The sequence below is a fragment of the Marmoricola sp. Leaf446 genome, assembly GCF_001424755.1.
Taxonomy (GTDB): Bacteria; Actinomycetota; Actinomycetes; order Propionibacteriales; family Nocardioidaceae; genus Marmoricola.
Map to the genome: position 1 here is coordinate 202,989 of NZ_LMRF01000002.1, position 20,609 is coordinate 223,597.

Genomic DNA, 20,609 nt, shown 5'->3' on the forward strand with positions numbered 1-20,609 from the left:
GACATCACGACGTCTCCATCAGGGCGCCTCGCGCAGCACGTAGCCCACGCCGCGCACGGTGTGCAGCAGCCGGGCCTCCCCCTCGGCCTCGGTCTTGCGGCGCAGGTAGCCGACGTAGACCTCGAGGCTGTTGGCGGTGGTGGGGAAGTCGAAGCCCCACACCTCCTCGAGGATGAACGAGCGCTCGAGCACGCGGCGCGGCCGGCGCAGGAACAGCTCGAGCAGCGAGAACTCGGTGCGGGTCAGCTCGATGAGGCGGGCGCCGCGGCGTACCTCCCGCGAGGCGAGGTCCATGCTCAGGTCGGAGAAGGCCAGCGTCTCGTCGGCCTCGCCCTCGGCCGGTGTCACCCGCCGCAGCAGCGCCCGGAGCCGGGCGAGCAGCTCCTCGAGCGCGAACGGCTTGGCGAGGTAGTCGTCGGCCCCGGCGTCGAGCCCCTCGACCCGGTCGCCCACGGCGTCGCGGGCGGTCAGCACCAGGATCGGCACGCTGTTGCCGACCTTGCGCAGGGCGCGGGTGGTCTCCAGCCCGTCGAGCCGCGGCATCATCACGTCCATCACCACGGCGTCGGGGTTGGTGCCGCTGATCCCGGCCAGCGCCTCGGCCCCGTCGGAGGCGGTGGAGACCTGGTAGCCGTTGAACTCCAGCGACCGCCGCAGCGACTCCCGGACCGCCCGGTCGTCCTCGACGACGAGCACGTGCTGGCGGGAGGCAAGGCTGTCCGGTGTCACGGCACCAGGGTGCCACCAGGGCCTGAGTGCTCGCTGAGACGCGCGGCCGGTCGGTTGATTGGTTTCACAGGGTCCCCTGTGAAGCTCCCGCTTCCCGGTCGAAGTTCACAACGGGAAGCAGCAGTTTCACTAGGTCCCCTGTGAAACCGACGACGACGCGGCCGCCCTCACAGCCGCCGCGCGAGCTCACCGGCCCGGGCGCCGTACCCCCCGCCGAACATCGCGGCGTGGAGCAGCACCGGGAACAGCTGGTGGAGCGGCTGGCGGTCGCGCCAGCCGTCGGCGAGCGGCCGCTCCTCGTCGTACGCCGCGACCAGGCGGTCGAGGTGGGGTGCGCCGAAGAGGGCGAGCAGCGCCAGGTCGGTCTCGCGGTGGCCGCCGTGGGCGGCGGGGTCGATCAGGTGGGCGCGCTCGGTGCCCCAGACCACGTTGCCCGACCACAGGTCGCCGTGGAGCCGGGCGGGCGGCTCGGTGGGTCCGGCGAGCTGCTCGATCCGGCGTACGACGCCCTCGACGGCCGCCGCGTCGCGGGGCTCGACGTGGCCGCGGTCGACCGCCACCCTGAGGTAGGGAAGCACCCGTCGGACCGCGAAGAACTCGGGCCAGGTGGGGACGGGCCGGTTGGGCAGCGGCAGTGCGCCGACAAAGCCGTCCTGCCCGGCCCCGAACCCCTCGGCACCGCTCGCGTGCAGCAGGGCCAGGCCACGGCCGAGGTCGGCGGCCGCCTCGGGGCTCGGGCGGCCGGGCTCGACCCAGGCGACGACGAGGCAGTCGTGGTCGACGGCGAGGACCTCGGCGACGGGCACGACGTCGGGCTCGGCCAGCCACCGCAGCCCGCGCGCCTCGGCTGCGAAGAAGTCCTCCGGCGCCCCGGACCGGGTCTTCACCAGCGCGGACCGGCCGTCCCCGAGCCGCACGCGGGTCGTCACGCAGGTGTCGCCCCCGGCGACCGGCGTGGTCGCCGCGACCGGGGTGCCGAGCAGCCGCTCCACGAGGTCGGCGACCCCTCGGCTGCGTGCCATGCCCCCAGGGTGCCGAGCCGGGCCAAGCGCCGCCACGCCGACCGGCGGCGGCCACCCGTCAGGAGCGAGGCGGGGCGCCCGCGCTCCAGCCCGGGTCGCGCCCGACGTGCGCCAGCAGCCGGGCGGCCGCGGAGGAGTCGGCCGGGACCATGGCCGGCCCGAACCGGCGGCCGCGCTCGCCCTCCGGCACGGCGTGGCGGGCGACCGGGAGCAGCCGGGCGGCCAGGTCCTCCGGCGGACGGGGCGCAGGACCGACGGCGGCGGCGACGTCCCAGCCGTGCACGGTCACCTCGAGCGCCCCGACCAGGGCGAGGGTGTCGCGGTCGAGCGCCAGCACGTCGACCTCGACGGGGCCGCCGGCGGGGAGGACCTGCCAGCGGGCGCGCAGGTCGCAGGCGCGGCGTACGACCCGCTCGACCAGCACCGCGGGATCGCGGCCCACCGTCGACGGCAGGGCGTCGAGCGCGACCCGGCCCAGGGCCGCCTCGGCGAGGGCCGCGAGCGAGTCCTCCATGTGGACGAGGAGGTCGCCGAGGTCCCAGCCGGCGCACGGCGTGGGCAGGCCCGCGTCGGCGGTGCGGGCCGCCTGGAGGCGGTCGTGGGTCCAGACCACAGCAGCGTCGAGCACCGCGAGGGCACGCGGCGCCGAGAGCGTGGGCACGGCCCTAGCCGGCGGCGTACGACGCGGGCAGCGTGGCGGGCAGCCCGAAGGTCTCGAACAGGCCGTCCTCGAAGAAGGCCACCACGTGCCGCACCCGGCCGTCGACCAGCTGCAGCACCTGCAGCTGGAAGGGCCGGAAGTCGCCCTCGGGGGTGCGCATGTAGAGGCCGTACGCCGGCTGCCCGTTGGCCGACGTCCGCAGCATCGGCATGTCGTGCGCCCCGCCGGGGCAGTTGTGCTCGATCAGCTCCGCGATCGTCTCGGCGCCGCGGTACCAGCCGGTGAAGGGCGGCATCTCCCAGACGGCGTCGGCGGCGAGCATCGTCACCAGCGCGTCGACGTCCTTGGCCCAGAAGGCCTGCACGTAGCGCTCGAGCATCTGCTCGTGCTCCGGCGTCAGCGTGTCCTCGACGGTGCCCTCGCTGAGCTGCTTCTCGGCGAGCTGGGCGTGGGCCCGCTGCAGCGCGCTGTTGACCGCGGCGACCGTGGTGTCGAGCGCGGCGGCGGTCTCCTTGGCGGTCCAGCGCAGCACGTCGCGGAGCACGAGCACCGCGCGCTGGCGGGGAGGCAGGTGCTGGAGAGCGGCCACGAAGGCGAGCCGGATCGCGTCGCGGTTGCCGACCACCTCGGCGGGGTCGACGTTGGCGACGTCGACCATCACGTCGGGCATCGGCTGCAGCCACGGCACCTCGTCGGCGGTGACCAGCTCGTCGCGCGCCTGGGAGTCGGGCATCCCCAGGCCGGTCGGCAGCGGCCGTCGTCCCCGGCCCTCGAGGTTGGTGAGGCAGACGTTGGTGGCGATCCGGTAGAGCCAGGTGCGGACCGACGAGCGCCCCTCGAAGTCGTCGAACGCCTTCCAGGCCCGCAGGTAGGTCTCCTGGACCATGTCCTCCGCGTCGTACACCGACCCGGTCATCCGGTAGCAGTGCGCGGTCAGCTCGCGGCGGTAGCGGTCGGCCACCTCGGGGAAGTCAGCCGTCGGCACGCGGTCGTGGAGCTGGGTCATGGGTCCTCCTCCAGAGGGTCCAACTGTAGGCAGGGGAGGAGACTCCGCGGCACCCCCGAACTCATCGGTCGGTGGGCGGCGGTGGGTGCCGGCGGGCCGGCGTACGGCCGGCGTACGACATGTAACGCGGTGTTACAGCAGACAAATCGCCCGCACAGCCCTTGTTCAGACGCGATAACTCCGCGTTACATGCGGGTCGGGTCGAGCCCCAGGAGGCCGTCGACCAGGACGGCGCAGGTGCGCTCGACCATGGCGAGGACGTCGGTGAAGCCGTCGTCGCCGCCGTAGTAGGGGTCGGGCACGTCGGGTGCCGGGCCGGCGTCCACCTCGGGGTCGAAGGAGCGGAACAGCCGGACCCGGTCGGACTCCCCGCCGATCTCGGCGAGGTTGGCGGCGTCCATGGCGAGCACGAGGTCGAGCCCGGCCCAGGTGTCGTCGTGCTGCTGGGCCCGGTGGCGGGTCGCGTCGTACCCCGACCGCGTCAGCCGGGCCGCCGCGCGCTCGTCCATCGGCTGGCCGACGTGCCAGCCGCCGGTGCCGCTGCTGCGCACCGCCACGCGGTCGGCGAGACCCGCGTCGGCGACCAGCGAGGTCATCACGACGTCGGCCATGGGGGAGCGGCAGATGTTGCCCAGGCACACGAACCCGATCCGGTACGGCGCGCCCAGCGGCGGCGGCAGCGCGGGTGCGGCCACCTCAGCGCCGCCGCTCGGGGTCGGGCAGCACGGCGTTGACCAGCAGGCTCACCAGCGAGATCACGATCGACCCGAGCAGCGCGGTGCCGAACCCGTCGACGCGGAAGTCGAGCCCCACGGCGTCGGAGATCGCGCTGGTGAGCAGCAGCATCGCGGCGTTGACGACGAACCAGAACAGGCCGAGCGTCAGCACGATCAGCGGCAGCGACAGGAGCCGTACGACGGGCCGCACGACCGCGTTGACCACGCCGAAGATGACGCCGACGACGAGCAGCTCGACCGCCAGCGTGGTGTCGTCGGGGGTGGGCAGGGTGATGCCCTCGAACAGCCACACCGCCGCGCCGACGGCCAGCGCGTTGGCGATGACGAAGAGCAGGAACCTCATGCCGGTGAGCGTAGAGGCCTACTCCGCCCGGAGCCGCCGCTCGACCTCGTCGGTCATCGACTCCTCGGCCTCCTCGAGGTGCGCCGCCAGCTCGGCGGCCGCGGCCTCGGTGTCGCCGGCCTCGAGCAGGTCGAGCAGGTGGCTGTGGGAGTGCACCTGCTCGGCGGCGTTGCCGCGGGCACGGTCGACCTCGGCGAGCGCGAGCCGGACCTCGGCGTGCAGCCCGTCGACGAAGGCCAGCAGCCGGCTCGACCCGGCCAGCCCGGCGAGCGCCCGGTGGATCCGCAGGTGGGCGGCCACGAACTCTGCGGTGGTGCAGTCGCTGCCCCGCAGGTCGGAGTAGCCGGCCAGCGCGTCGCGCAGCTCCTGCCGCTCCTCCTCGGAGGCGTCGGGCCAGCGGCGTACGCCGGCGCTCTCGACCACCACCCGGGCCCGGCAGACGTCGGCGACCTGGGCGCTGTCGAGGCGGCGCACCTGCGTGCCGCGGTTGGGCAACCGGTCGGCCAGGCCCTCGGCGACGAGCACGCCCAGCGCCTCGCGGACCGTCGAGCGCGAGACCCCCAGCGCGTCGGCGATCGCCACCTCGCGCAGCGGGGTGCCGGGCTCGAGCTCGCCCTCGAACAGCGAGCGGCGCAGCTCCTCGGCGACCCGCTCGACCGTGGTCATCGGCTCGATCCGCAGGCCCGCGAACGGGCTGGGCGGGGCGCCTTCGCGCGAGGTGGCCGACATGGGACCCCCATCATCGCGCGAGTTCTTTGGCGAAGCACACCCCTGTAGGTCACACTGGTGCTGAGATTGTCCGACAATCAGTCAATACGTGATCGGCGTCACCTGCTGATGCCCCGCACCGCCGAGGAGGCCCCATGAGCACGCGCCCCGAGACCCTGCCCGACCAGCCCGTCCCGACCCAGCCGCTGCCCTGGGGTCGCCGCTACCTCGCGGTCTCGCCCGACCACTTCCGCATCGACTACGCGATCAACCCGTTCATGCACCTCGACGACCAGCCCGACCCGGTCCGCACCCGCGAGCAGTGGGCCGCGATGGTGGCCGCCATCGAGGCCGCCGGCGCCACCGTGGAGGTGCTCGGCCAGCTCGCCGAGGCGCCCGACATGGTCTACGCGATGAACCTCGGGCTGGCGCTCGAGCGTGAGGACGGCTCGCCCCACGTCGTGCTGTCCCACATGCGCTACGCCGAGCGGCGGATGGAGACCCCGGCCGCCGAGCGCTGGTGGGCCGACCACGGCGCCACCACCCAGCGCACCGGCCGCGACGGCGTCGGCGCCCACCTCGAGGCCGGCGACGCCTTCGCCTGGCGCGGGGACCTGGTCGTCGGCTACGGCCCCCGCACCGAGGAGCTGGCGCTCAAGCACCTCGCGACCGAGCTCGGCACCACGGTCCGCGGGTTCCGCATCGTGCACCCGGGGATGTACCACATGGACCTCGGCTTCTGCCCGCTCGACGACACCCGGGCGATGGTCTGCCCCGCGGCGTACGACGAGGCCTCGGCCGCCGCGCTGCTGGACCTCGTGCCCGAGCCGCTCGTGCTCACCGAGGCCGAGGCGATGACCTTCTGCGCCAACTCGGTGGTGGTGGGCCGCACCGTGGTGATGCCGGCCTGCCCCGACCGGGTGCGCGCGCAACTGGAGGAGTGGGGCTTCGACGTCGTCGTGGTCGACGTCTCCGAGCTGCTGAAGGGTGGCGGCGCGGTGCGGTGCCTGACCAACCCCCTCGACGTACGCCTCGGCCGGGACCTGCGACCGGTCCCCGGGGGCAGCGTCGTGCTGCCGTCCTAGAGTCCTGCGGGTGAGCACCCCCCACGACACGGCACCATCCCCCCGCACGACGATCGCCGCCATCCCGGCGTACGTCGCGGGCAAGCCGCCGACGCCGCGACCCGGCCAGCAGGTCTTCAAGCTCTCCTCCAACGAGAACCCCTACCCACCGCTGCCGGGCGTGGTGGAGGCGGCGCACGCCGCGGTGGCGCGGATGAACCGCTACCCCGACATGGGCAACACGGCGCTGTACGCCGCGCTGTCGGACAAGCTGGGCGTCGCCCCGGAGCAGCTCGCCGCCGGCACCGGCTCGGTGGCGGTGCTCTACCACCTGCTGCAGGCGTTCTGCGAGCCCGGCGACGAGGTCGTCTACGCCTGGCGCTCGTTCGAGGCCTACCCGATCGCGGTGTCGGCCAACGGCGCCACCTCGGTGCGGGTCCCGGTCACCGCGGCCGGTCGTCACGACCTCGCCGCGATGGCGGCGGCGGTCACCGACCGCACCCGGGTGGTGGTCGTGTGCACGCCCAACAACCCGACCGGCACCGCCGTCAGCGACGCCGAGCTGCGCGACTTCGTGGCCCAGGTGCCCCCGCACGTGCTGGTCGTCGTCGACGAGGCCTACCGCGAGTTCGTCCGCGACGAGGACCCCGTGGACGCGCTCGCGCTGGCCGCCGAGCACGCCAACGTCGCGGTGATGCGCACCTTCGCCAAGGCCTACGGGCTGGCCGGCTTCCGCGTCGGCTACCTCGTCGCCCACCCGGACGTGGCGGCGGCGGTGCGTGCGTGCGCCCTGCCCTTCGGCGTCTCGAGCGTCGCCCAGGCCGCGGCCGTCGCCTCGCTCGACGCTGAGGAGGCGCTGCTCGAGCGCGTCGACGCCCTCGTCGCCGAGCGCACCCGCGTCGTGGACACGCTGGCCCGGCAGGGCTGGGAGGTGCCCGAGGCCCAGGGCAACTTCGTCTGGCTCCCGCTCGGGGACCGCTCCCTGGAGTTCGCGGCGTCGGGCGAGCAGGCCGGCATCTCGGTGCGGCCCTTCGCCGGCGACGGCGTGCGCGTCAGCATCGGCGAGCCCGAGGGCAACGACGTCCTCCTCGAGGTGACGGCGGCCTGGCAGGCCGGCGGCCCGGCCCCGGAGTAGCCGGTCCGCACCCAGGCGGTTGAACCTTCTCCCATCCGGGAACATGGGGGCATGGCAGACGAGACCGGCGGCACCTACGTCGAGCAGGGCAAGTCCTTCGACCGCGACATGAACTACATCCCCGACCGGATCGTGCGCGAGCCCGCCGAGGGCTCCGACCCGCCGCAGTGGCCGGTCGAGCCCGGCCGCTACCGGTTGGTGGCCGCCAAGGCCTGCCCGTGGGCCAACCGCGCCATCATCGTGCGCCAGCTGCTCGGCCTCGAGGACGTCATCTCGCTGGGCCTGACCGGCCCGACCCACGACCAGCGCAGCTGGACCTTCGACCTCGACGAGGGCGGCGTCGACCCCGTCCTCGGGATCGAGCGGCTGCAGCAGGCCTACTTCGAGCGCTACCCCGACTACCCGCGCGGCATCACCGTGCCGGCGATCGTCGACGTCCCGACCGGCCAGGTCGTCACCAACGACTTCCCGTGGATCACCCACGACCTGTTCTTCGAGTGGACCGAGCACCACCGTGCGGGCGCGCCCGACCTGTGGCCCGCCGAGGTCCGCGACGAGATGGAGGAGGTGATGCACCGCGTCTTCACCGAGGTCAACAACGGCGTCTACCGCTGCGGCTTCGCCGGCTCCCAGGAGGCGTACGACGAGGCCTACGACCGGCTGTGGGCGGCGATGAACTGGCTGGAGGACCGCCTGGCCGACCGTCGCTACCTGATGGGGTCGAGCATCACCGAGGCCGACGTCCGGCTGTTCACCACGCTGGCCCGCTTCGACGCGGTCTACCACGGCCACTTCAAGTGCAACCGCCAGAAGCTGACCGAGCTGCCGAACTTGTGGGGCTACGCCCGCGACCTGTTCCAGCAGCCCGGCTTCGGCGAGAACACCGACTTCGCGCAGATCAAGGCGCACTACTACGTCGTCCACACCGACGTGAACCCCAGCGGCATCGTGCCCAAGGGCCCCGACGAGTCGGTCTGGCTCACCCCCCACGACCGGGAACGCCTCGGCTGACCCCCCGTTGGAGTCGTGTGCGTGAGAGGGCGCCAGGGCGCCCTCTCACCCTCACGACTCGGCGCGAGCAGCGCGTCACTCCGCCGGCGGGCGCGGGCCGCCGCGCACCACGAAGTCCTGCTGTCGGATCAGCACCAGGCACAGCACGCCGGCGACGAAGGCCAGCGCTGCCGCGATCGCGGTGATGTGGTTGAGGGCGTCCACGACGCCCGAGGTGCCGACCCGGGTGACCAGGTCGAAGGCCTGCTGGCCGGCGCTCGCGCCGCCGTCCTGGGCGGCCGCGGCCTGGGCGCCCTGCGCGGCAGCGTTGACCTGGCCGCCCGAGAGCGCGGCGGTGAGCGGCTCGAGCGCGGCCCCCGGGACCTGGCCCTCGAGGCTCGGTCGCACGGCGTCGGCGACCTGGCGGCCGAAGATCGAGCCGAGCGCGGCGATGCCGGTGGCGATGCCGACCTGGCGGAAGGTCGAGTTGACGCCGCTGGCCATGCCGGAGCGCTCGACCGCGACGACGCCCACGGCCGTCGAGGCCAGCGGCGGGTTGATCATGCCGATGCCCACACCCGCGACGGTCAGCCCCGGGATCAGGTGGGTCCAGGACGAGTCGACCTCGATGCCGAGGAGCAGCAGCAGCCCGACCCCCAGGACCAGGAAGCCGGGCCCGATCAGCCACTTCACCGGCACCTTCTCGGTCAGCCGGCCCGCCACGGCGGCGGCCACGAACGAGGCGCCCGAGAGGAACAGGAAGCGCACGCCGGTCTGCACGGCGGAGTAGTCGAGGACGTTCTGGACGTAGATCACCAGGAAGGTGAGCAGCGAGAAGATCGACGCCGAGACCCCGAACGCCGCGACCAGGCCGCCGACGAAGGTGGGCTTGCGCAGCAGGGTCAGGTCGAACATCGGGTGCTGCTGGCGCAGCTGGCTGACCACGAACAACACCAGCAGCACGGCCGCGGTGACCAGCGAGACCACGACCACCTGGGCGCCCCAGCTCTTCTGGCCGGCCTCGATCAGGCCGTAGACGAGCGCACCGAGCGCGAGGGAGAAGGTCACGAAGCCGATCCAGTCGGGGCGGCCGGCGTGGGGGTTCCTGGACTCCTGCACCTTGAGCACCGTGACACCGATCGCGACGAGGCAGATCGGGATGTTGACGAAGAAGATCCAGCGCCACGACAGCCCGCTCGTCAGGACGCCTCCGAGCACCGGGCCGATCGCGACGGCCACACCGGTGACGGCACCGAAGACGCCGAACGCGGTGCCGCGGTCCTTGCCGTGGAAGGCGCTCGCGAGCAGGGCCAGGGCGGTCGCGAACATCGCCGCGCCGCCGATGCCCTGGAACGCGCGTGAGACCGTCAGCAGCGTGATGTCCTGCGCGGCGCCGCAGGCGATCGAGCCGAGGGTGAACAGCACCACCCCGATCACGAAGACCCGTCGCCGCCCGAACAGGTCGGCCAGGGAGCCGGCGGTGAGCAGCAGCGCCGCCAGGCTCAGCGCGTAGGCGTCGATGACCCACTGCAGGTCGGACAGCGACGCGTCGAGCTCGCGCTGGATGTCGGGCAGCGCGACGTTCACGATGGTGATGTCGAGCAGCAGCATGAACACGCCCGTGCAGACGGCTACCAGCGTCCACCACTTGGGGTCGCGGGCCGGGGTCGCGACGTGGCGTCCGGTGCCCGGTGCGGGTCGCTCGGCGGTGGTGTCCTGGCTCATGCGTGCTCCTGCATCGTTGACGGGGTCAACGACCCCGGAGCGAGCCTAGGACCCGCCGCCCACACCTAGCCCTGCTCGACCTCGCTCTTGAGCTTCAGCACGGTGGTGCCGTCCTCCTGCTCGATGACGTACGCCGGGTCGTCGTCGGTGCCGTTGCGGGTGATCTCGCTGCCCTTGGACTTGCGGGTGACCTTCTCGTGGTGGACCTCGGTGACCTTGCCCTCGGCCTCGTTGTCCCCCCACTTCCAGGTGACGGTGGATCCCTTGCGGATGCTCATGGCTGCTGTCCTCTCGGTCGGGTGGAGCCGGCGTCGTGCTCGGCGGCGTGCTTGAGCTCGACCAGCGTCCCGGCGATGCCGCGTCGGTTGCGCCCGGGGAAGCCGGCCAGCTCGACGAACAGCCGGGGCAGGAGCCCGTAGCGGCTGTAGTCGAACGACTCGGTCACGCGCGTACCCCGCGCGGTGGGTTCCAGCACGTAGCGCCACCGATGTCCGCCGAAGTGCCGCCAGGCGATCCGCCGGTCCTCCTCGAGCTCGACCACGGTGTTGCGGATCTTGTAGGGCAGACCGAACAGCACCATGTCCATCCCGAAGTGCGCCCCCTGCGTGAGGCGGTCGGGGCCCGAGATCGAGCCGCGCAGCGAGCCGGACCCGTCGATGCGCGGGTGCTGGCGGGGGTCGGCGAGGATGGCGAAGACCGTCGCCGGGGGCGCGTCGACGTCGATCGAGCCGCTCACGACGCGGGGGTGGTCGCTGCTGTCCTGTCCGGACGGGGAGGTCATGGGCTGAGTCAAGCAGCCGTAGCGTGACCGACGATGACCTCCCGGACGACGGCCCCGACCCCCAACCAGGGGCGGTTGCCGTTCGTGCCGGCGGCGGCGTTCGTCGTGATCTGGTCCTCGGGCTACATCGTGGGCCCCTTCGGCGTCGAGGCGATGGACCCGCTGATGCTGGTCGCGTTCCGCTTCCTGCTGGCCGCGGGTCTCGCCTGGGCGCTGGCCCGCGCGCTGCGCGGGCCGCTGGAGGTGCCGCGCGGTGACCTGCTGCGGATGGCCGCGACCGGGCTGGTCCTCAACGGCGTGCAGTTCGCCGCGATGTACCTCGCGTTCGAGCGCGGCCTCGGCGCCACCCTCGGTGCGCTGCTGCACTCCCTCAGCCCGGTGCTGACCGCGGTGCTGGCCGCCGCGCTGCTGCACGAGCGGCTGCGGCCGGTGCAGGTGCTCGGCTTCGTCGTGGGGGTCGGCGGGGTGCTGCTCGTGCTCGGCCCCGACCTCGACCAGGCGGGCGGGCCGGTCGCGGTGGCGTGGGCGGTGCTCAGCGTGCTCGGGCTGAGCCTCGGCACGCTCGGCCAGCGCTGGATCGGCCACGCGCCCGACCCGCTGTGGTCGGCCGCCGTGCAGTTCGGGGTCTGCGGCCCGCCCCTGCTCGTGCTCGCGCTGGCGACCGAGGGCACCGACGTGGTCCGTGACCCGGTCGACGCCGCCGTCGCGGTGCTGCTGCTCGCGGTGGTCAATTCCATCGTCGGCCTCGGGTTGCTGGGCCTGCTGGTGCGGGCGCGCGGGGCCGGCGCCGCGGCCAGCGTGTTCTTCGTGATGCCGCCGGTGACGGCCGTGATGGCCTGGGTCGTGCTGGGCGAGACCCTGGGGGTGCGCGAGCTGGTCGGCCTGGTGGTGACGATCGCCGCGGTGGCGGCGGCGACCCGGGGTCCCCGGGCCGTGCCCGCCCCGTGAGGCCTCCGTGCGCGCGTCGCTCTCGTTTCACACCCGCCCCAGGGGGCACCCTGGAACCGGGCGAACTCCCTCGCCCGGGGGGCAGTCGCAGGAGGAACCATGGCCAGCTTCGGACGCAAGCACGAACCGGTGGACGGCGAGCGCGAGCACGCCTACGAGCAGGGGGTCCGTGACGGGGTGCGCGAGGGCGACGTACGCCGCGACGACACCCACGCGCGCGAGAAGTTCGGGGGTGCCAACCTCGGAGCCGCCTTCTTCGGCTGGATGGTCGCCGTCGGCATGACCGTGCTGCTGACCGGCATCCTCGCGGCGATCGCGACGGCCGTCGGCTACTCCGGCACCTTCACCCAGACCGACGCGGAGAACAACGCCGAGACCATCGGACTGGGGGCGGCGATCGCGCTGCTCGTGGTGCTGCTGATCGCCTACTACTCCGGGGGCTACGTCGCCGGGCGGATGTCGCGCTTCGACGGCGGCCGCCAGGGCCTGCTCGTCTGGGTCATCGCCCTGGTCGTCACCGTGGCCGCTGCCGCGCTGGCCGCCGTCGCGGGCGACCAGTACAACGTGCTCGACCGCGTCGACGTGCCGCGCATCGGCCTGCCGAGCGCCGGCGACGTGACCACCGCCGGCATCGTGGTCGGGATCGCCGTGCTGCTCGGCACCCTGCTGGCCGCCATGGCCGGCGGCAAGGTCGGGCAGCGCTACCACCGTCGCGTGGACCGCGCCGCCGAGCGGGTCGTCTGACCTGCACCGCGCCGCACCGCACCTCTCGCACGGCCGTCGTCCCGCTCCGGGACGGCGGCCGTCGTGCGTCCGCGGGGCGGTTTGGCGAGCGTCACCGGGGGCCGGTAGGTTGACGGCGCTCCTGTGGTCCCGGTCACACCCGTCCCACCACGACGTCCGTGACCGTCGCCGCAGGGACCCGCACTGTTGCGCCACGCTCCGGGCCACCCCCGGCGCCGGCGACCACGGCGCCGGACCGGTGATCCCGGCGTCGGCCCAACCCAGACAGGAGTGACGCGTGAGCCAGTCCCGTGAGGCCTTCGGGCCCGATCTCGTCGAGGTGTTCGGTCCCTCGCAGCGCGACGGCGGCCCCGACCTGGTGCAGCTGCTCACCCCCGAGGGCGAGCGCACCCACCACCCCGAGTTCGACCTCGACTTCTCGGCCGACCAGCTGCGCGGCTTCTACCGCGACATGGTGCTGACCCGGCGGATCGACACCGAGGCCACCGCGCTCCAGCGCCACGGCGAGCTCGGCATCTGGGCCCAGCTGCTGGGCCAGGAGGCCGCGCAGATCGGCGCCGGTCGCGCGCTGCGCCCCCAGGACTACGTCTTCCCGACCTACCGCGAGCATGGCGTCGCCTGGTGCCGGGGGGTCGACCCGCTCGACCTGCTCGGGCTCTTCCGCGGCGTCGACCACGGCGCCTGGGACCCGCGCGAGAACAACTTCGGGCTCTACACGATCGTCATCGGCGCGCAGGCGCTGCACGCCACCGGCTACGCCATGGGCATCCAGCGCGACGGCGCGGTCGGCACCGGCGACCCCGACCGCGACGCCGCCGTGGTGGCGCACTTCGGCGACGGCGCGTCCTCGCAGGGCGACGTCAACGAGGCCTTCATCTTCGCCGCGTCCTACAACGCGCCCGTCGTGTTCTTCTGCCAGAACAACCAGTGGGCGATCTCGGAGCCGATCGAGCGACAGTCGCGGATCCCGCTCTACCAGCGCGCGCTCGGCTTCGGCTTCCCCGGCGTCCGCGTCGACGGCAACGACGTGCTGGCGACGTACGCCGTGACGCAGGCCGCCCTGCAGCGCGCCCGCGAGGGCAGCGGACCCACCCTCGTGGAGGCCTACACCTACCGGATGGGCGCCCACACCACGACCGACGACCCCACCCGCTACCGGCTCTCCGACGACGTCGAGCACTGGAAGCTCAAGGACCCGATCGCGCGCCTGGAGGTCTACCTGCGGCGCAACGGCCTGGTCGACGATGACTTCGTGGCCGACCTCAAGGTCGAGGGCGACGACCTCGGCCACCGGCTCCGCGAGGGCTGCAAGGCGCTCGCCGACCCGAAGGCGCTCGACCTCTTCGCCCACGTCTACGCCGAGGAGACCGAGGAGCTGCGCCACCAGCGCGAGGGCTACGCGGCCTACCTCGACACGTTCGAGGGGGCACGCTGATGAGCCGGATCACGCTGGCCAAGGGCCTCAACGCGGGGTTGCGCAAGGCCATGGAGGACGACCCCAAGGTCCTGGTCATGGGCGAGGACGTCGGCAAGCTGGGCGGCGTCTTCCGGATCACCGACGGGCTGCAGAAGGACTTCGGCGAGGACCGCGTCATCGACTCCCCGCTGGCCGAGTCGGGCATCGTCGGCACGGCGGTCGGCCTGGCACTGCGCGGCTACCGGCCGGTGGTGGAGATCCAGTTCGACGGGTTCGTCTACCCGGCGTACGACCAGATCGTGTGCCAGGTCGCGAAGATGCACTACCGCTCCAAGGGCCGCTCCCCGATGCCGATGGTCATCCGGATCCCCTTCGGCGGCGGCATCGGCGCGGTCGAGCACCACTCCGAGAGCCCGGAGGCGCAGTTCGCGCACACGCCCGGCCTCAAGGTGGTCGCGTGCTCCAACCCGGTCGACGGCTACTGGATGATCCAGCAGGCGATCGCCAGCGACGACCCGGTGGTCTTCCTGGAGCCCAAGCGGCAGTACCACGCCGACAAGGCCGAGCTCGACGAGACCGCCACCCCCGAGCCGCTGTTCACCAGCCGGGTGGTGCGGCGCGGCACCGACGCCACGGTGGTGGCCTACGGCCCCACGGTGAAGACCGCGATGGCCGCCGCCGAGGCCGCCGCCACCGACGGCACCTCGCTGGAGGTCATCGACCTGCGCACGCTGTCGCCGCTCGACATGGGCCCGGTGCTCGAGTCCGTACGCCGCACCGGCCGGCTGGTCGTGTGCCACGAGGCCCACGTCAACCTCGGCATGGGTGCCGAGGTGGCGGCGCGGGTGACCGAGGAGTGCTTCTACTCGCTCGAGGCGCCGGTGCTGCGGGTCGGCGGGTTCGACACGCCGTACCCCGCCTCGCGCATCGAGGAGGACTTCCTGCCCGACCTCGACCGGCTGCTCGACGCCGTCGACCGCTCCCTGGCCTTCTGACGTCGTCGGTCGAGCCCGTCGAGACCCGAGAGGAACAGCAATGTCCGAGTTCAAGCTGCCCGACGTCGGCGAGGGCCTGACCGAGGCCGAGATCGTGTCGTGGCGCGTCAAGGAGGGCGACACCGTCGAGATCAACGACGTGGTCGTGGAGATCGAGACCGCCAAGTCGCTGGTCGAGCTGCCCTCGCCGTACGCCGGCACGGTGACCGCGCTGCTGGCCGCCGAGGGCGAGATGGTGCCGGTGGGCACCCCGATCATCGCGATCGGCGATCCCGCCGCTGCGCCGGTCGACTCCGCCCCGTCGGCCGCACCCGCCCCGCCGGTCGAGCCGGTCGAGACCCCGCCCGCCCCGGTGTCCGACATGGTCATCGACCTCTCCAACCCGGCCGCCAGCGGCGGCGGCGAGGGCGAGAGCCTGGTGGGCCGCAACAAGGCCGACCGGGGTCCCGTACGCCGCCCCCGCCGCGGCTCCGCGTCGCCCGCCACCGAATCGGCGGCGGCGACGCAGATGCAGGTGCAGGGCGCCTTCTCCCAGGGGGGAGCGCAGTCACAGGACGTCGTCGAGTCCGACGAGCCGGCCGTGCCTGCGCACGAGGCGCCCGCGCCTGCCGTCGCCGACGCGTTCGTGCCGCGGGAGGCGCTCACGGGCGAGCGGGCCCGCGTGCTGGCCAAGCCGCCGGTGCGCAAGCTGGCCCGCGACCTCGGGGTCGACCTGACCTCGCTGACCGGCACCGGCCGCGAGGGCACTGTCACCCGCGAGGACGTCGAGCGGGCGACCAGCGGCCCGTCCGCCGCGGCGCCGGTGGTGCGGACGTCGTACGAGCCCGCGCCCGCGCAGGGCCGGGGCGAGCGCGAGCGCCGCGAGCCGGTCAAGGGCGTGCGCAAGATGATGGGGCAGGCGATGGTCGACTCGGCCTTCTCGGCGCCGCACGTCACCGAGTGGGTCACCGTCGACGTCACCCGCACCACCGAGCTGGTGGAGCGCCTCAAGGCCCACCGCGACTTCCGCGACGTCAAGGTGAGCCCGCTGCTGGTGCTGGCCAAGGCGGCGCTGCTGGCCGTGCGGCGTACGCCCGAGGTCAACTCGACCTGGGACGAGCAGGCCCAGGAGGTCGTCTACAAGTCCTACGTCAACCTCGGCATCGCCGCCGCCACCCCGCGGGGCCTCGTCGTGCCCAACGTCAAGGACGCCGACGCGATGACGCTGCGCGAGCTGGCCGACGCGCTCGCAGCGCTGACCGCGACCGCCCGCGAGGGACGCACCCAGCCCGCCGAGATGGCCGGGGGCAGCTTCACCATCACCAACGTGGGCGTCTTCGGCGTCGACGCGGGCACCCCGATCATCAACCCCGGCGAGTCCGCGATCCTGTGCTTCGGGGCGACGCGGCGGCAGCCGTGGGTGGTCGGCACCGGCGCCGACGAGCGCCTGGAGATCCGCGACGTCTGCACACTGGCGCTGTCCTTCGACCACCGCCACGTCGACGGCCAGATGGGCTCGCGGTTCCTCGCCGACGTCGCGGCGATCATGGAGGACCCCGCCACCGCACTGCTGTTCTGAGGAGGCCCTCACGTAACGTGCCGCGCGGGAGGACCGCGGGGGAGCGGTCCGGACAGGGGACCAGATGAGCACGCACGAGCGTGGCGCCCGGGTCGAGTTCCGGGGCCTGACCAAGAGGTTCGGCGGCTTCACGGCCGTCGACGACCTCACCTTCACCGTGGAGCCGGGACGCATCACCGGCTTCCTCGGCCCCAACGGGGCCGGCAAGACCACCAGCCTGCGGATGGCGCTCGGACTGGTGCGCCCGACCTCGGGCACCGTCACCATCGACGGCCAGGCGTACGCCGACCTCGCCGACCCGCTCGGCACGGTCGGCGCGGCCCTGGAGGCGACCAACTTCCACCCCGGCCGCTCCGGGCGCGACCACCTCCGGGTGCTCGCCGCCACGTCGGGCATCCCCGCCACGCGGGTCGACGAGATGCTCGAGCTGACCGGCATCCCGGCCTTCGCGCGCCGCCGCGCCGGGGCCTACTCGATGGGGATGCGTCAGCGGCTGGCCCTGGCGGCCGCGCTGCTCGGCGACCCGCGCGTGCTGGTGCTCGACGAGCCGGCCAACGGCCTGGACCCCGAGGGCATCCGCTGGCTGCGGGGGTTCCTGTCGATGCTGAGCCGCGAGCAGGGCAAGACCGTGCTGGTCTCCAGCCACCTGCTCCAGGAGATCGCGCAGACCGCCGACGACGTGGTCATCATCGCCAACGGCCGGCTGGTGCGGCAGGGCTCGGTCGCCGACCTCGACGGCGACGCGCACGTGGTGGTGCGGACCTCCGAGCCGACCGCGCTGGCCGCGGCCCTCGAGCAGGCCGGCCTGTCCGCCGTCCCCGAGGAGGAGGGCGCGCTGCTGGTGCACACCGACGACCTGCGCCGGGTCGGGGAGGCGGCCCACGCCGCAGGGCTGCCGGTCTGGGAGCTGAGCCGGCGCCGCGCCGACCTCGAGTCGTTGTTCTTCTCGCTGACCGAGGGCACCAACCGCAACCTCGGGTCGGAGCAACCCGGCGCCGCGTCGGGTGCAGGGGAGGTGGCGTGATGGCGAGCGCCGTGCGGGCCGAGCTGCTGAAGTTCCTCACCACCCGGCTGTGGTGGGGCATGGCGATCGCGGTCGTGGTGGCCGGGGCCGTCTTCGCCGGGCTGTTCGCCTGGGTGCTGACCTCCGCGCCCGAGGGAGCGGGCGGGCCGGGCGGCGTACCGGGGGGAGACGCGGTGCAGGTCGCCAACAGCGTCTACACCGGCGGCCTGAGCGTCGGCTACCTGCTGATGCTGACGATCGGCGTGATGCAGATCGGGTCGGAGTACCGCCACCACACCATCACCTCCACCTTCCTCGCCCAGCCGAGGCGGGCACGGGTGATGGCGGCCAAGGTGGTCGCGCTGCTGGTGATCGGCGTCGGCTACGGCCTGCTGAGCCTGGTCGGCTCGGTCGTCGTCGGCGCGATCGGGCTCGACCTGGTCGGCGAGGACCCGTTCCCCTCGACCGAGATCCTGCGCACCCTCGCACTGAGCCTGCTCGTGCTCGGGCTGTGGGCGCTGATCGGCCTCGGCGTCGGCATCCTGATCCCCAACCAGGTGGCCGCGCTGCTGATCGGCGTCGGCGTCGCCTGGATCGTCGAGCCGCTGCTCGGCCTGGCGTTCCGCGCCTTCGAGTTCGGCCGCGAGCACATCGCGCCGTACATGCCCACCGAGGCCACGAACGCCATCGTCAACGCGGTGGAGAGCGGCCCCGACTCCGTCCGGCTGTCCTGGTGGGGCGGCGCGCTGGTCCTCACGGCCTGGGCCGCCCTCCTCGCCGGTGTCGGGTCGTTGCTGACGGTGCGGCGGGACGTGAGCTGAGGGCAGTTTCACCGGCTGGCCGGTGAAACTGCCCCCACTGCCGCACCAGCGTCGCGGCCAGCTCGCCTCCACGGCCCTGCTGTGGCACTCGGTCGTCCACAGACCTCCCCTCCCACCTGTACGCCGCGGCGCGCGACGGCGAGGGTGCCGCCGTGGACCGACCCTTCCGACCTCGTGCCCGGCCACCCCGCGGGCTGGTGCTTCCCGTCCCGGTCGACCCCGCCGGCGTGTCCGGGCCGACGCCGGGCCAGGCCCGCGGGCCGGGGTGGCGCCGTACGACCCCACGCCTCTACGTGCCGGCCGACACCCCGACCGAGCCGGAGCAGCGCATCCTCGAGCAGGCGCAGCGGTTGCCGCCCGAGGGCGCCGTCGGGGGCTGGGCCTCGCTGCGCCTCCACGGGGTGGCGTACGTCGCCGCGCCCGACCTGCCCGTGCCGCTCCTCGTCCCGCCACCCCGACGGTTGCGGGAGCTGCCGGGTGGAGTGGTGCGCCGGGAGGAGCTGTCGTCACGCGAGGTCGTCCGGCGCCACGGCGTGCCGTGCGTCGAGCCGGTCCGTGCGGCCGTCGACGAGGCGGCCCGCGCCGCCGACCTGCGCGCGGCGATCGTGCAGCTCGACATGGTGCTGGCGGCGGGCGTCACCACGCACTCGGCGTTGGCGTCGTACGCCGCCCGCTCCCGGGGCCGCGGCGCGTGGCAGGTCCGGACCGCGCTGCTCCTGGTCGACGGTCGCAGCCTGAGCCCGGCCGAGAGCTGGCTGCGCACGGTCTGGGTGCTCGACGCCCAGCTCCCACGTCCACTGTGCAACTGGCCCGTCCTCGACGCCGCCGGTCGCTACGTCGGCAAGGCCGACCTGCTGTGCCCAGCGCTGGCCACGCGCGGGGAGTACGACGGCGCCGAGCACCGGCGCGCCGACCGGAGGGGCATCGACCTCGACCGCGACGACCGCTTCGCTGCCGTGGGGCTCGAGGGCTTCACCGTCGTCGGACGGGACCGTCACGACGTCGGCAAGGTCGTGGCCCGGATGCACGCCGCCGTCGAGCGGGCCCGCGTCTCGGGACGCCCGAGGACCTGGCGGCTCGCGGTCGACCCGGGTCCACCGTGACGATCGAGTGCCACACCAGCGTCGTCGTACGCCGCTGCGCGCGGCGCTCCCGTGGCACTCGCGGCAGTTTCACCGGCCAGCCGGTGAAACTGCCCGGGCCCCTACTCGATCGTGTGCCAGTCGTCGAGCAGCTCCTGCTCCTCGGCGCGGGTCATGCCGGTGACGGTGACGCGGCCCTGCTCGGAGCGCAGCCAGGTCAGCGTGTCGGCGGCGGTCTCGCTGATCGGGCGGGTGCGCAGGCCGGCGTCGAAGGCCTCGCTGACGTCGTGGGTGAGCATCCCGGACATCTCCTCGGGCAGCCACAGCGGCAGCGAACGGGGGCCCGACCAGGGCTGCACGTGGTGGCGGCGCAGGAAGGCCGGGGCGGCCCAAAAGAGGGTGGCGCGGGAGCCGGGGCCGTGGCCCTCGACACCGCGCTGCACCTCCTCGAGCACCTCGCCGAGCCCGGTGACGCGGCCGGTGGCGTCCAGGACGCCCTCGCGGCGCTGCTCGGCCGCGTCGACGAGGAAGGTCGCGAGGTCGCGCACGTCGATCAGCTGCACGTCGCGCTCGGGGTGGTCCGGGGCCAGCACGTCGCCACCCTCGGCCAGCCGCTCGGGCCAGTAGGAGAACCGGCCGGTCGGGTCGCCGGGGCCCACGATCAGGCCGGGGCGCACCACGAGCGAGGACGTGGCGCGCTGCCGCACCAGCTGCTCGCAGGCGACCTTGGCGCCGCCGTACGCCTCGGGGGTGTCCTGCGCGACGTCCCCGTCGGAGGGGCCGACGGGGTCGAGCAGGGGCAGCGTGGCCGGGGTGCCGTGGAGGGTGGCGTGGTCGGCGTACACGCTGATGGTGGAGACGAAGACCCAGTGCGGCACCCGGTCGACCAGGTGGTCGAGCGCGTCGCGCACCCAGCCCGGGCTGCGGGCGATGTCGACGACGGCGTCCCAGTCGCCCTCGAGCACCGACCAGTCGGGCTCGGCGCGGTCGAGGGCGACCAGCGTGGCCCCCTCGGGCACCCCGCCGGAGTGGCCGCGCGCGGCGCAGGTGACCTCGTGCCCGCGGGCGACGGCCTCGGCCGCCACGGCGCGCGACAGGAACAGCGTCCCTCCCAGGACCAGCAGCTTCATCGTCCCAACC

The 20,609-nt window shown here is 73.7% G+C and carries 22 protein-coding genes; 11 read left to right on the forward strand and 11 right to left on the reverse strand.

Translation table 11 applies throughout. The features are described from left to right. Window positions 1-18 precede the first annotated feature (18 nt). The 7 genes from ASG49_RS08985 to ASG49_RS09015 form a co-directional block, all read right to left on the reverse strand. Window positions 19-729, reverse strand: coding sequence for a response regulator transcription factor (locus ASG49_RS08985; protein WP_056540481.1), 711 nt, complete (start codon window positions 727-729; stop codon window positions 19-21). 167 nt (window positions 730-896) lie between these two features. Continuing rightward, the gene (locus ASG49_RS08990; RefSeq protein ID WP_056540484.1) at window positions 897-1,751 is read right to left on the reverse strand and encodes a fructosamine kinase family protein; all 855 of its coding nucleotides are present in this window, start codon (window positions 1,749-1,751) and stop codon (window positions 897-899) included. A gap of 58 nt (window positions 1,752-1,809) precedes the next feature. Further along, window positions 1,810-2,412: a maleylpyruvate isomerase family mycothiol-dependent enzyme gene (locus ASG49_RS08995; RefSeq protein ID WP_082533968.1), complete on the reverse strand. Its 603-nt coding sequence runs from the start codon at window positions 2,410-2,412 to the stop codon at window positions 1,810-1,812. Window positions 2,413-2,416: 4 nt separating this feature from the next. Next, a complete protein-coding gene (locus ASG49_RS09000) occupies window positions 2,417-3,418 on the reverse strand; it encodes a sigma-70 family RNA polymerase sigma factor (protein ID WP_056540490.1) in 1,002 nt (333 codons plus the stop codon). Between the two features lie 185 nt (window positions 3,419-3,603). Beyond that, a complete protein-coding gene (locus ASG49_RS09005) occupies window positions 3,604-4,113 on the reverse strand; it encodes a low molecular weight protein-tyrosine-phosphatase (protein ID WP_056540493.1) in 510 nt (169 codons plus the stop codon). A 1-nt stretch (window position 4,114) separates the two neighbouring features. Further along, a complete protein-coding gene (locus tag ASG49_RS09010) occupies window positions 4,115-4,498 on the reverse strand; it encodes a phage holin family protein (protein WP_056540495.1) in 384 nt (127 codons plus the stop codon). An 18-nt stretch (window positions 4,499-4,516) separates the two neighbouring features. Further along, on the reverse strand, window positions 4,517-5,227 hold the full coding sequence (locus ASG49_RS09015; protein ID WP_056540498.1) for a GntR family transcriptional regulator: 711 nt from the start codon (window positions 5,225-5,227) through the stop codon (window positions 4,517-4,519). A gap of 134 nt (window positions 5,228-5,361) precedes the next feature. On the opposite strand from ASG49_RS09015, the gene ASG49_RS09020 reads away from it, so the two are divergent. Genes ASG49_RS09020 through ASG49_RS09030 form a run of 3 tightly spaced genes read left to right on the forward strand, consistent with a single transcriptional unit; the run spans window position 5,362 to window position 8,416 of the window. Further along, a complete protein-coding gene (locus tag ASG49_RS09020; protein WP_056540500.1) occupies window positions 5,362-6,291 on the forward strand; it encodes a dimethylarginine dimethylaminohydrolase family protein in 930 nt (309 codons plus the stop codon). A 10-nt stretch (window positions 6,292-6,301) separates the two neighbouring features. Continuing rightward, complete coding sequence (hisC, locus tag ASG49_RS09025; RefSeq protein ID WP_056540503.1) at window positions 6,302-7,405, forward strand: histidinol-phosphate transaminase; 1,104 nt, start codon at window positions 6,302-6,304, stop codon at window positions 7,403-7,405. Window positions 7,406-7,456: 51 nt separating this feature from the next. Beyond that, window positions 7,457-8,416 carry a glutathione S-transferase family protein gene (locus ASG49_RS09030; protein ID WP_056540506.1) on the forward strand — a complete coding sequence of 320 codons (960 nt, stop codon included), beginning with the start codon at window positions 7,457-7,459 and terminating at the stop codon, window positions 8,414-8,416. Between the two features lie 75 nt (window positions 8,417-8,491). On the opposite strand, the gene ASG49_RS09035 is transcribed toward ASG49_RS09030, so the two are convergent. The 3 genes from ASG49_RS09035 to ASG49_RS09045 all read right to left on the reverse strand — a co-directional run bounded on the left by ASG49_RS09035 (window position 8,492) and on the right by ASG49_RS09045 (window position 10,901). Continuing rightward, window positions 8,492-10,120: an MFS transporter gene (locus ASG49_RS09035; protein ID WP_082533969.1), complete on the reverse strand. Its 1,629-nt coding sequence runs from the start codon at window positions 10,118-10,120 to the stop codon at window positions 8,492-8,494. A 65-nt stretch (window positions 10,121-10,185) separates the two neighbouring features. Then, complete coding sequence (locus tag ASG49_RS09040; RefSeq protein ID WP_056540509.1) at window positions 10,186-10,398, reverse strand: DUF2945 domain-containing protein; 213 nt, start codon at window positions 10,396-10,398, stop codon at window positions 10,186-10,188. Beyond that, the gene (locus tag ASG49_RS09045; RefSeq protein ID WP_056540512.1) at window positions 10,395-10,901 is read right to left on the reverse strand and encodes an SRPBCC family protein; all 507 of its coding nucleotides are present in this window, start codon (window positions 10,899-10,901) and stop codon (window positions 10,395-10,397) included. Before ASG49_RS09045 ends, ASG49_RS09040 begins: the two co-directional genes overlap by 4 nt. Before the next feature lie 33 nt (window positions 10,902-10,934). On the opposite strand from ASG49_RS09045, the gene ASG49_RS09050 reads away from it, so the two are divergent. The 8 genes from ASG49_RS09050 to ASG49_RS09085 all read left to right on the forward strand — a co-directional run bounded on the left by ASG49_RS09050 (window position 10,935) and on the right by ASG49_RS09085 (window position 19,490). Further along, window positions 10,935-11,849 carry a DMT family transporter gene (locus ASG49_RS09050; RefSeq protein WP_056540515.1) on the forward strand — a complete coding sequence of 305 codons (915 nt, stop codon included), beginning with the start codon at window positions 10,935-10,937 and terminating at the stop codon, window positions 11,847-11,849. 99 nt (window positions 11,850-11,948) lie between these two features. After that, window positions 11,949-12,593, forward strand: a complete 645-nt coding sequence (locus tag ASG49_RS09055; RefSeq protein ID WP_200936261.1) for a hypothetical protein — start codon at window positions 11,949-11,951, stop codon at window positions 12,591-12,593. Between the two features lie 277 nt (window positions 12,594-12,870). Next, entirely contained in the window at window positions 12,871-14,028 is a 1,158-nt protein-coding gene (gene pdhA / locus ASG49_RS09060; RefSeq protein WP_082533970.1) for a pyruvate dehydrogenase (acetyl-transferring) E1 component subunit alpha, read from the forward strand. Beyond that, window positions 14,028-15,005 carry an alpha-ketoacid dehydrogenase subunit beta gene (locus tag ASG49_RS09065; protein WP_056540518.1) on the forward strand — a complete coding sequence of 326 codons (978 nt, stop codon included), beginning with the start codon at window positions 14,028-14,030 and terminating at the stop codon, window positions 15,003-15,005. Before pdhA ends, ASG49_RS09065 begins: the two co-directional genes overlap by 1 nt. Window positions 15,006-15,045: 40 nt before the next feature. Further along, on the forward strand, window positions 15,046-16,563 hold the full coding sequence (locus ASG49_RS09070) for a dihydrolipoamide acetyltransferase family protein (protein ID WP_056540520.1): 1,518 nt from the start codon (window positions 15,046-15,048) through the stop codon (window positions 16,561-16,563). A 64-nt stretch (window positions 16,564-16,627) separates the two neighbouring features. Beyond that, window positions 16,628-17,587: an ABC transporter ATP-binding protein gene (locus ASG49_RS09075; RefSeq protein ID WP_056540523.1), complete on the forward strand. Its 960-nt coding sequence runs from the start codon at window positions 16,628-16,630 to the stop codon at window positions 17,585-17,587. Beyond that, window positions 17,587-18,387: an ABC transporter permease gene (locus ASG49_RS09080; RefSeq protein ID WP_056540525.1), complete on the forward strand. Its 801-nt coding sequence runs from the start codon at window positions 17,587-17,589 to the stop codon at window positions 18,385-18,387. The genes ASG49_RS09075 and ASG49_RS09080 overlap by 1 nt, the downstream gene beginning before the upstream one ends. Before the next feature lie 152 nt (window positions 18,388-18,539). Next, window positions 18,540-19,490 carry a hypothetical protein gene (locus tag ASG49_RS09085; protein WP_156384256.1) on the forward strand — a complete coding sequence of 317 codons (951 nt, stop codon included), beginning with the start codon at window positions 18,540-18,542 and terminating at the stop codon, window positions 19,488-19,490. A 101-nt stretch (window positions 19,491-19,591) separates the two neighbouring features. Here the strand turns inward: ASG49_RS09085 and ASG49_RS09090 are convergent, their stop codons facing one another. Continuing rightward, on the reverse strand, window positions 19,592-20,599 hold the full coding sequence (locus ASG49_RS09090) for an NAD-dependent epimerase/dehydratase family protein (RefSeq protein ID WP_056540531.1): 1,008 nt from the start codon (window positions 20,597-20,599) through the stop codon (window positions 19,592-19,594). Between the last annotated feature and the right edge of the window lie 10 nt (window positions 20,600-20,609).

Excerpts from the sequence above, each read along its gene's own strand:
- ASG49_RS08990 (WP_056540484.1), bottom strand. The coding sequence starts at position 1,751 with ATGGCACGCAGCCGAGGGGTCGCCGACCTCGTGGAGCGGCTGCTCGGC.
- ASG49_RS09000 (WP_056540490.1), bottom strand. The coding sequence starts at position 3,418 with ATGACCCAGCTCCACGACCGCGTGCCGACGGCTGACTTCCCCGAGGTG.
- ASG49_RS09010 (WP_056540495.1), bottom strand. The coding sequence starts at position 4,498 with ATGAGGTTCCTGCTCTTCGTCATCGCCAACGCGCTGGCCGTCGGCGCG.
- ASG49_RS09015 (WP_056540498.1), bottom strand. The coding sequence starts at position 5,227 with ATGTCGGCCACCTCGCGCGAAGGCGCCCCGCCCAGCCCGTTCGCGGGC.
- ASG49_RS09020 (WP_056540500.1), top strand. The coding sequence starts at position 5,362 with ATGAGCACGCGCCCCGAGACCCTGCCCGACCAGCCCGTCCCGACCCAG.
- ASG49_RS09030 (WP_056540506.1), top strand. The coding sequence starts at position 7,457 with ATGGCAGACGAGACCGGCGGCACCTACGTCGAGCAGGGCAAGTCCTTC.
- ASG49_RS09035 (WP_082533969.1), bottom strand. The coding sequence starts at position 10,120 with ATGAGCCAGGACACCACCGCCGAGCGACCCGCACCGGGCACCGGACGC.
- ASG49_RS09040 (WP_056540509.1), bottom strand. The coding sequence starts at position 10,398 with ATGAGCATCCGCAAGGGATCCACCGTCACCTGGAAGTGGGGGGACAAC.
- ASG49_RS09045 (WP_056540512.1), bottom strand. The coding sequence starts at position 10,901 with ATGACCTCCCCGTCCGGACAGGACAGCAGCGACCACCCCCGCGTCGTG.
- ASG49_RS09050 (WP_056540515.1), top strand. The coding sequence starts at position 10,935 with ATGACCTCCCGGACGACGGCCCCGACCCCCAACCAGGGGCGGTTGCCG.
- ASG49_RS09055 (WP_200936261.1), top strand. The coding sequence starts at position 11,949 with ATGGCCAGCTTCGGACGCAAGCACGAACCGGTGGACGGCGAGCGCGAG.
- ASG49_RS09065 (WP_056540518.1), top strand. The coding sequence starts at position 14,028 with ATGAGCCGGATCACGCTGGCCAAGGGCCTCAACGCGGGGTTGCGCAAG.
- ASG49_RS09070 (WP_056540520.1), top strand. The coding sequence starts at position 15,046 with ATGTCCGAGTTCAAGCTGCCCGACGTCGGCGAGGGCCTGACCGAGGCC.
- ASG49_RS09075 (WP_056540523.1), top strand. The coding sequence starts at position 16,628 with ATGAGCACGCACGAGCGTGGCGCCCGGGTCGAGTTCCGGGGCCTGACC.
- ASG49_RS09080 (WP_056540525.1), top strand. The coding sequence starts at position 17,587 with ATGGCGAGCGCCGTGCGGGCCGAGCTGCTGAAGTTCCTCACCACCCGG.
- ASG49_RS09090 (WP_056540531.1), bottom strand. The coding sequence starts at position 20,599 with ATGAAGCTGCTGGTCCTGGGAGGGACGCTGTTCCTGTCGCGCGCCGTG.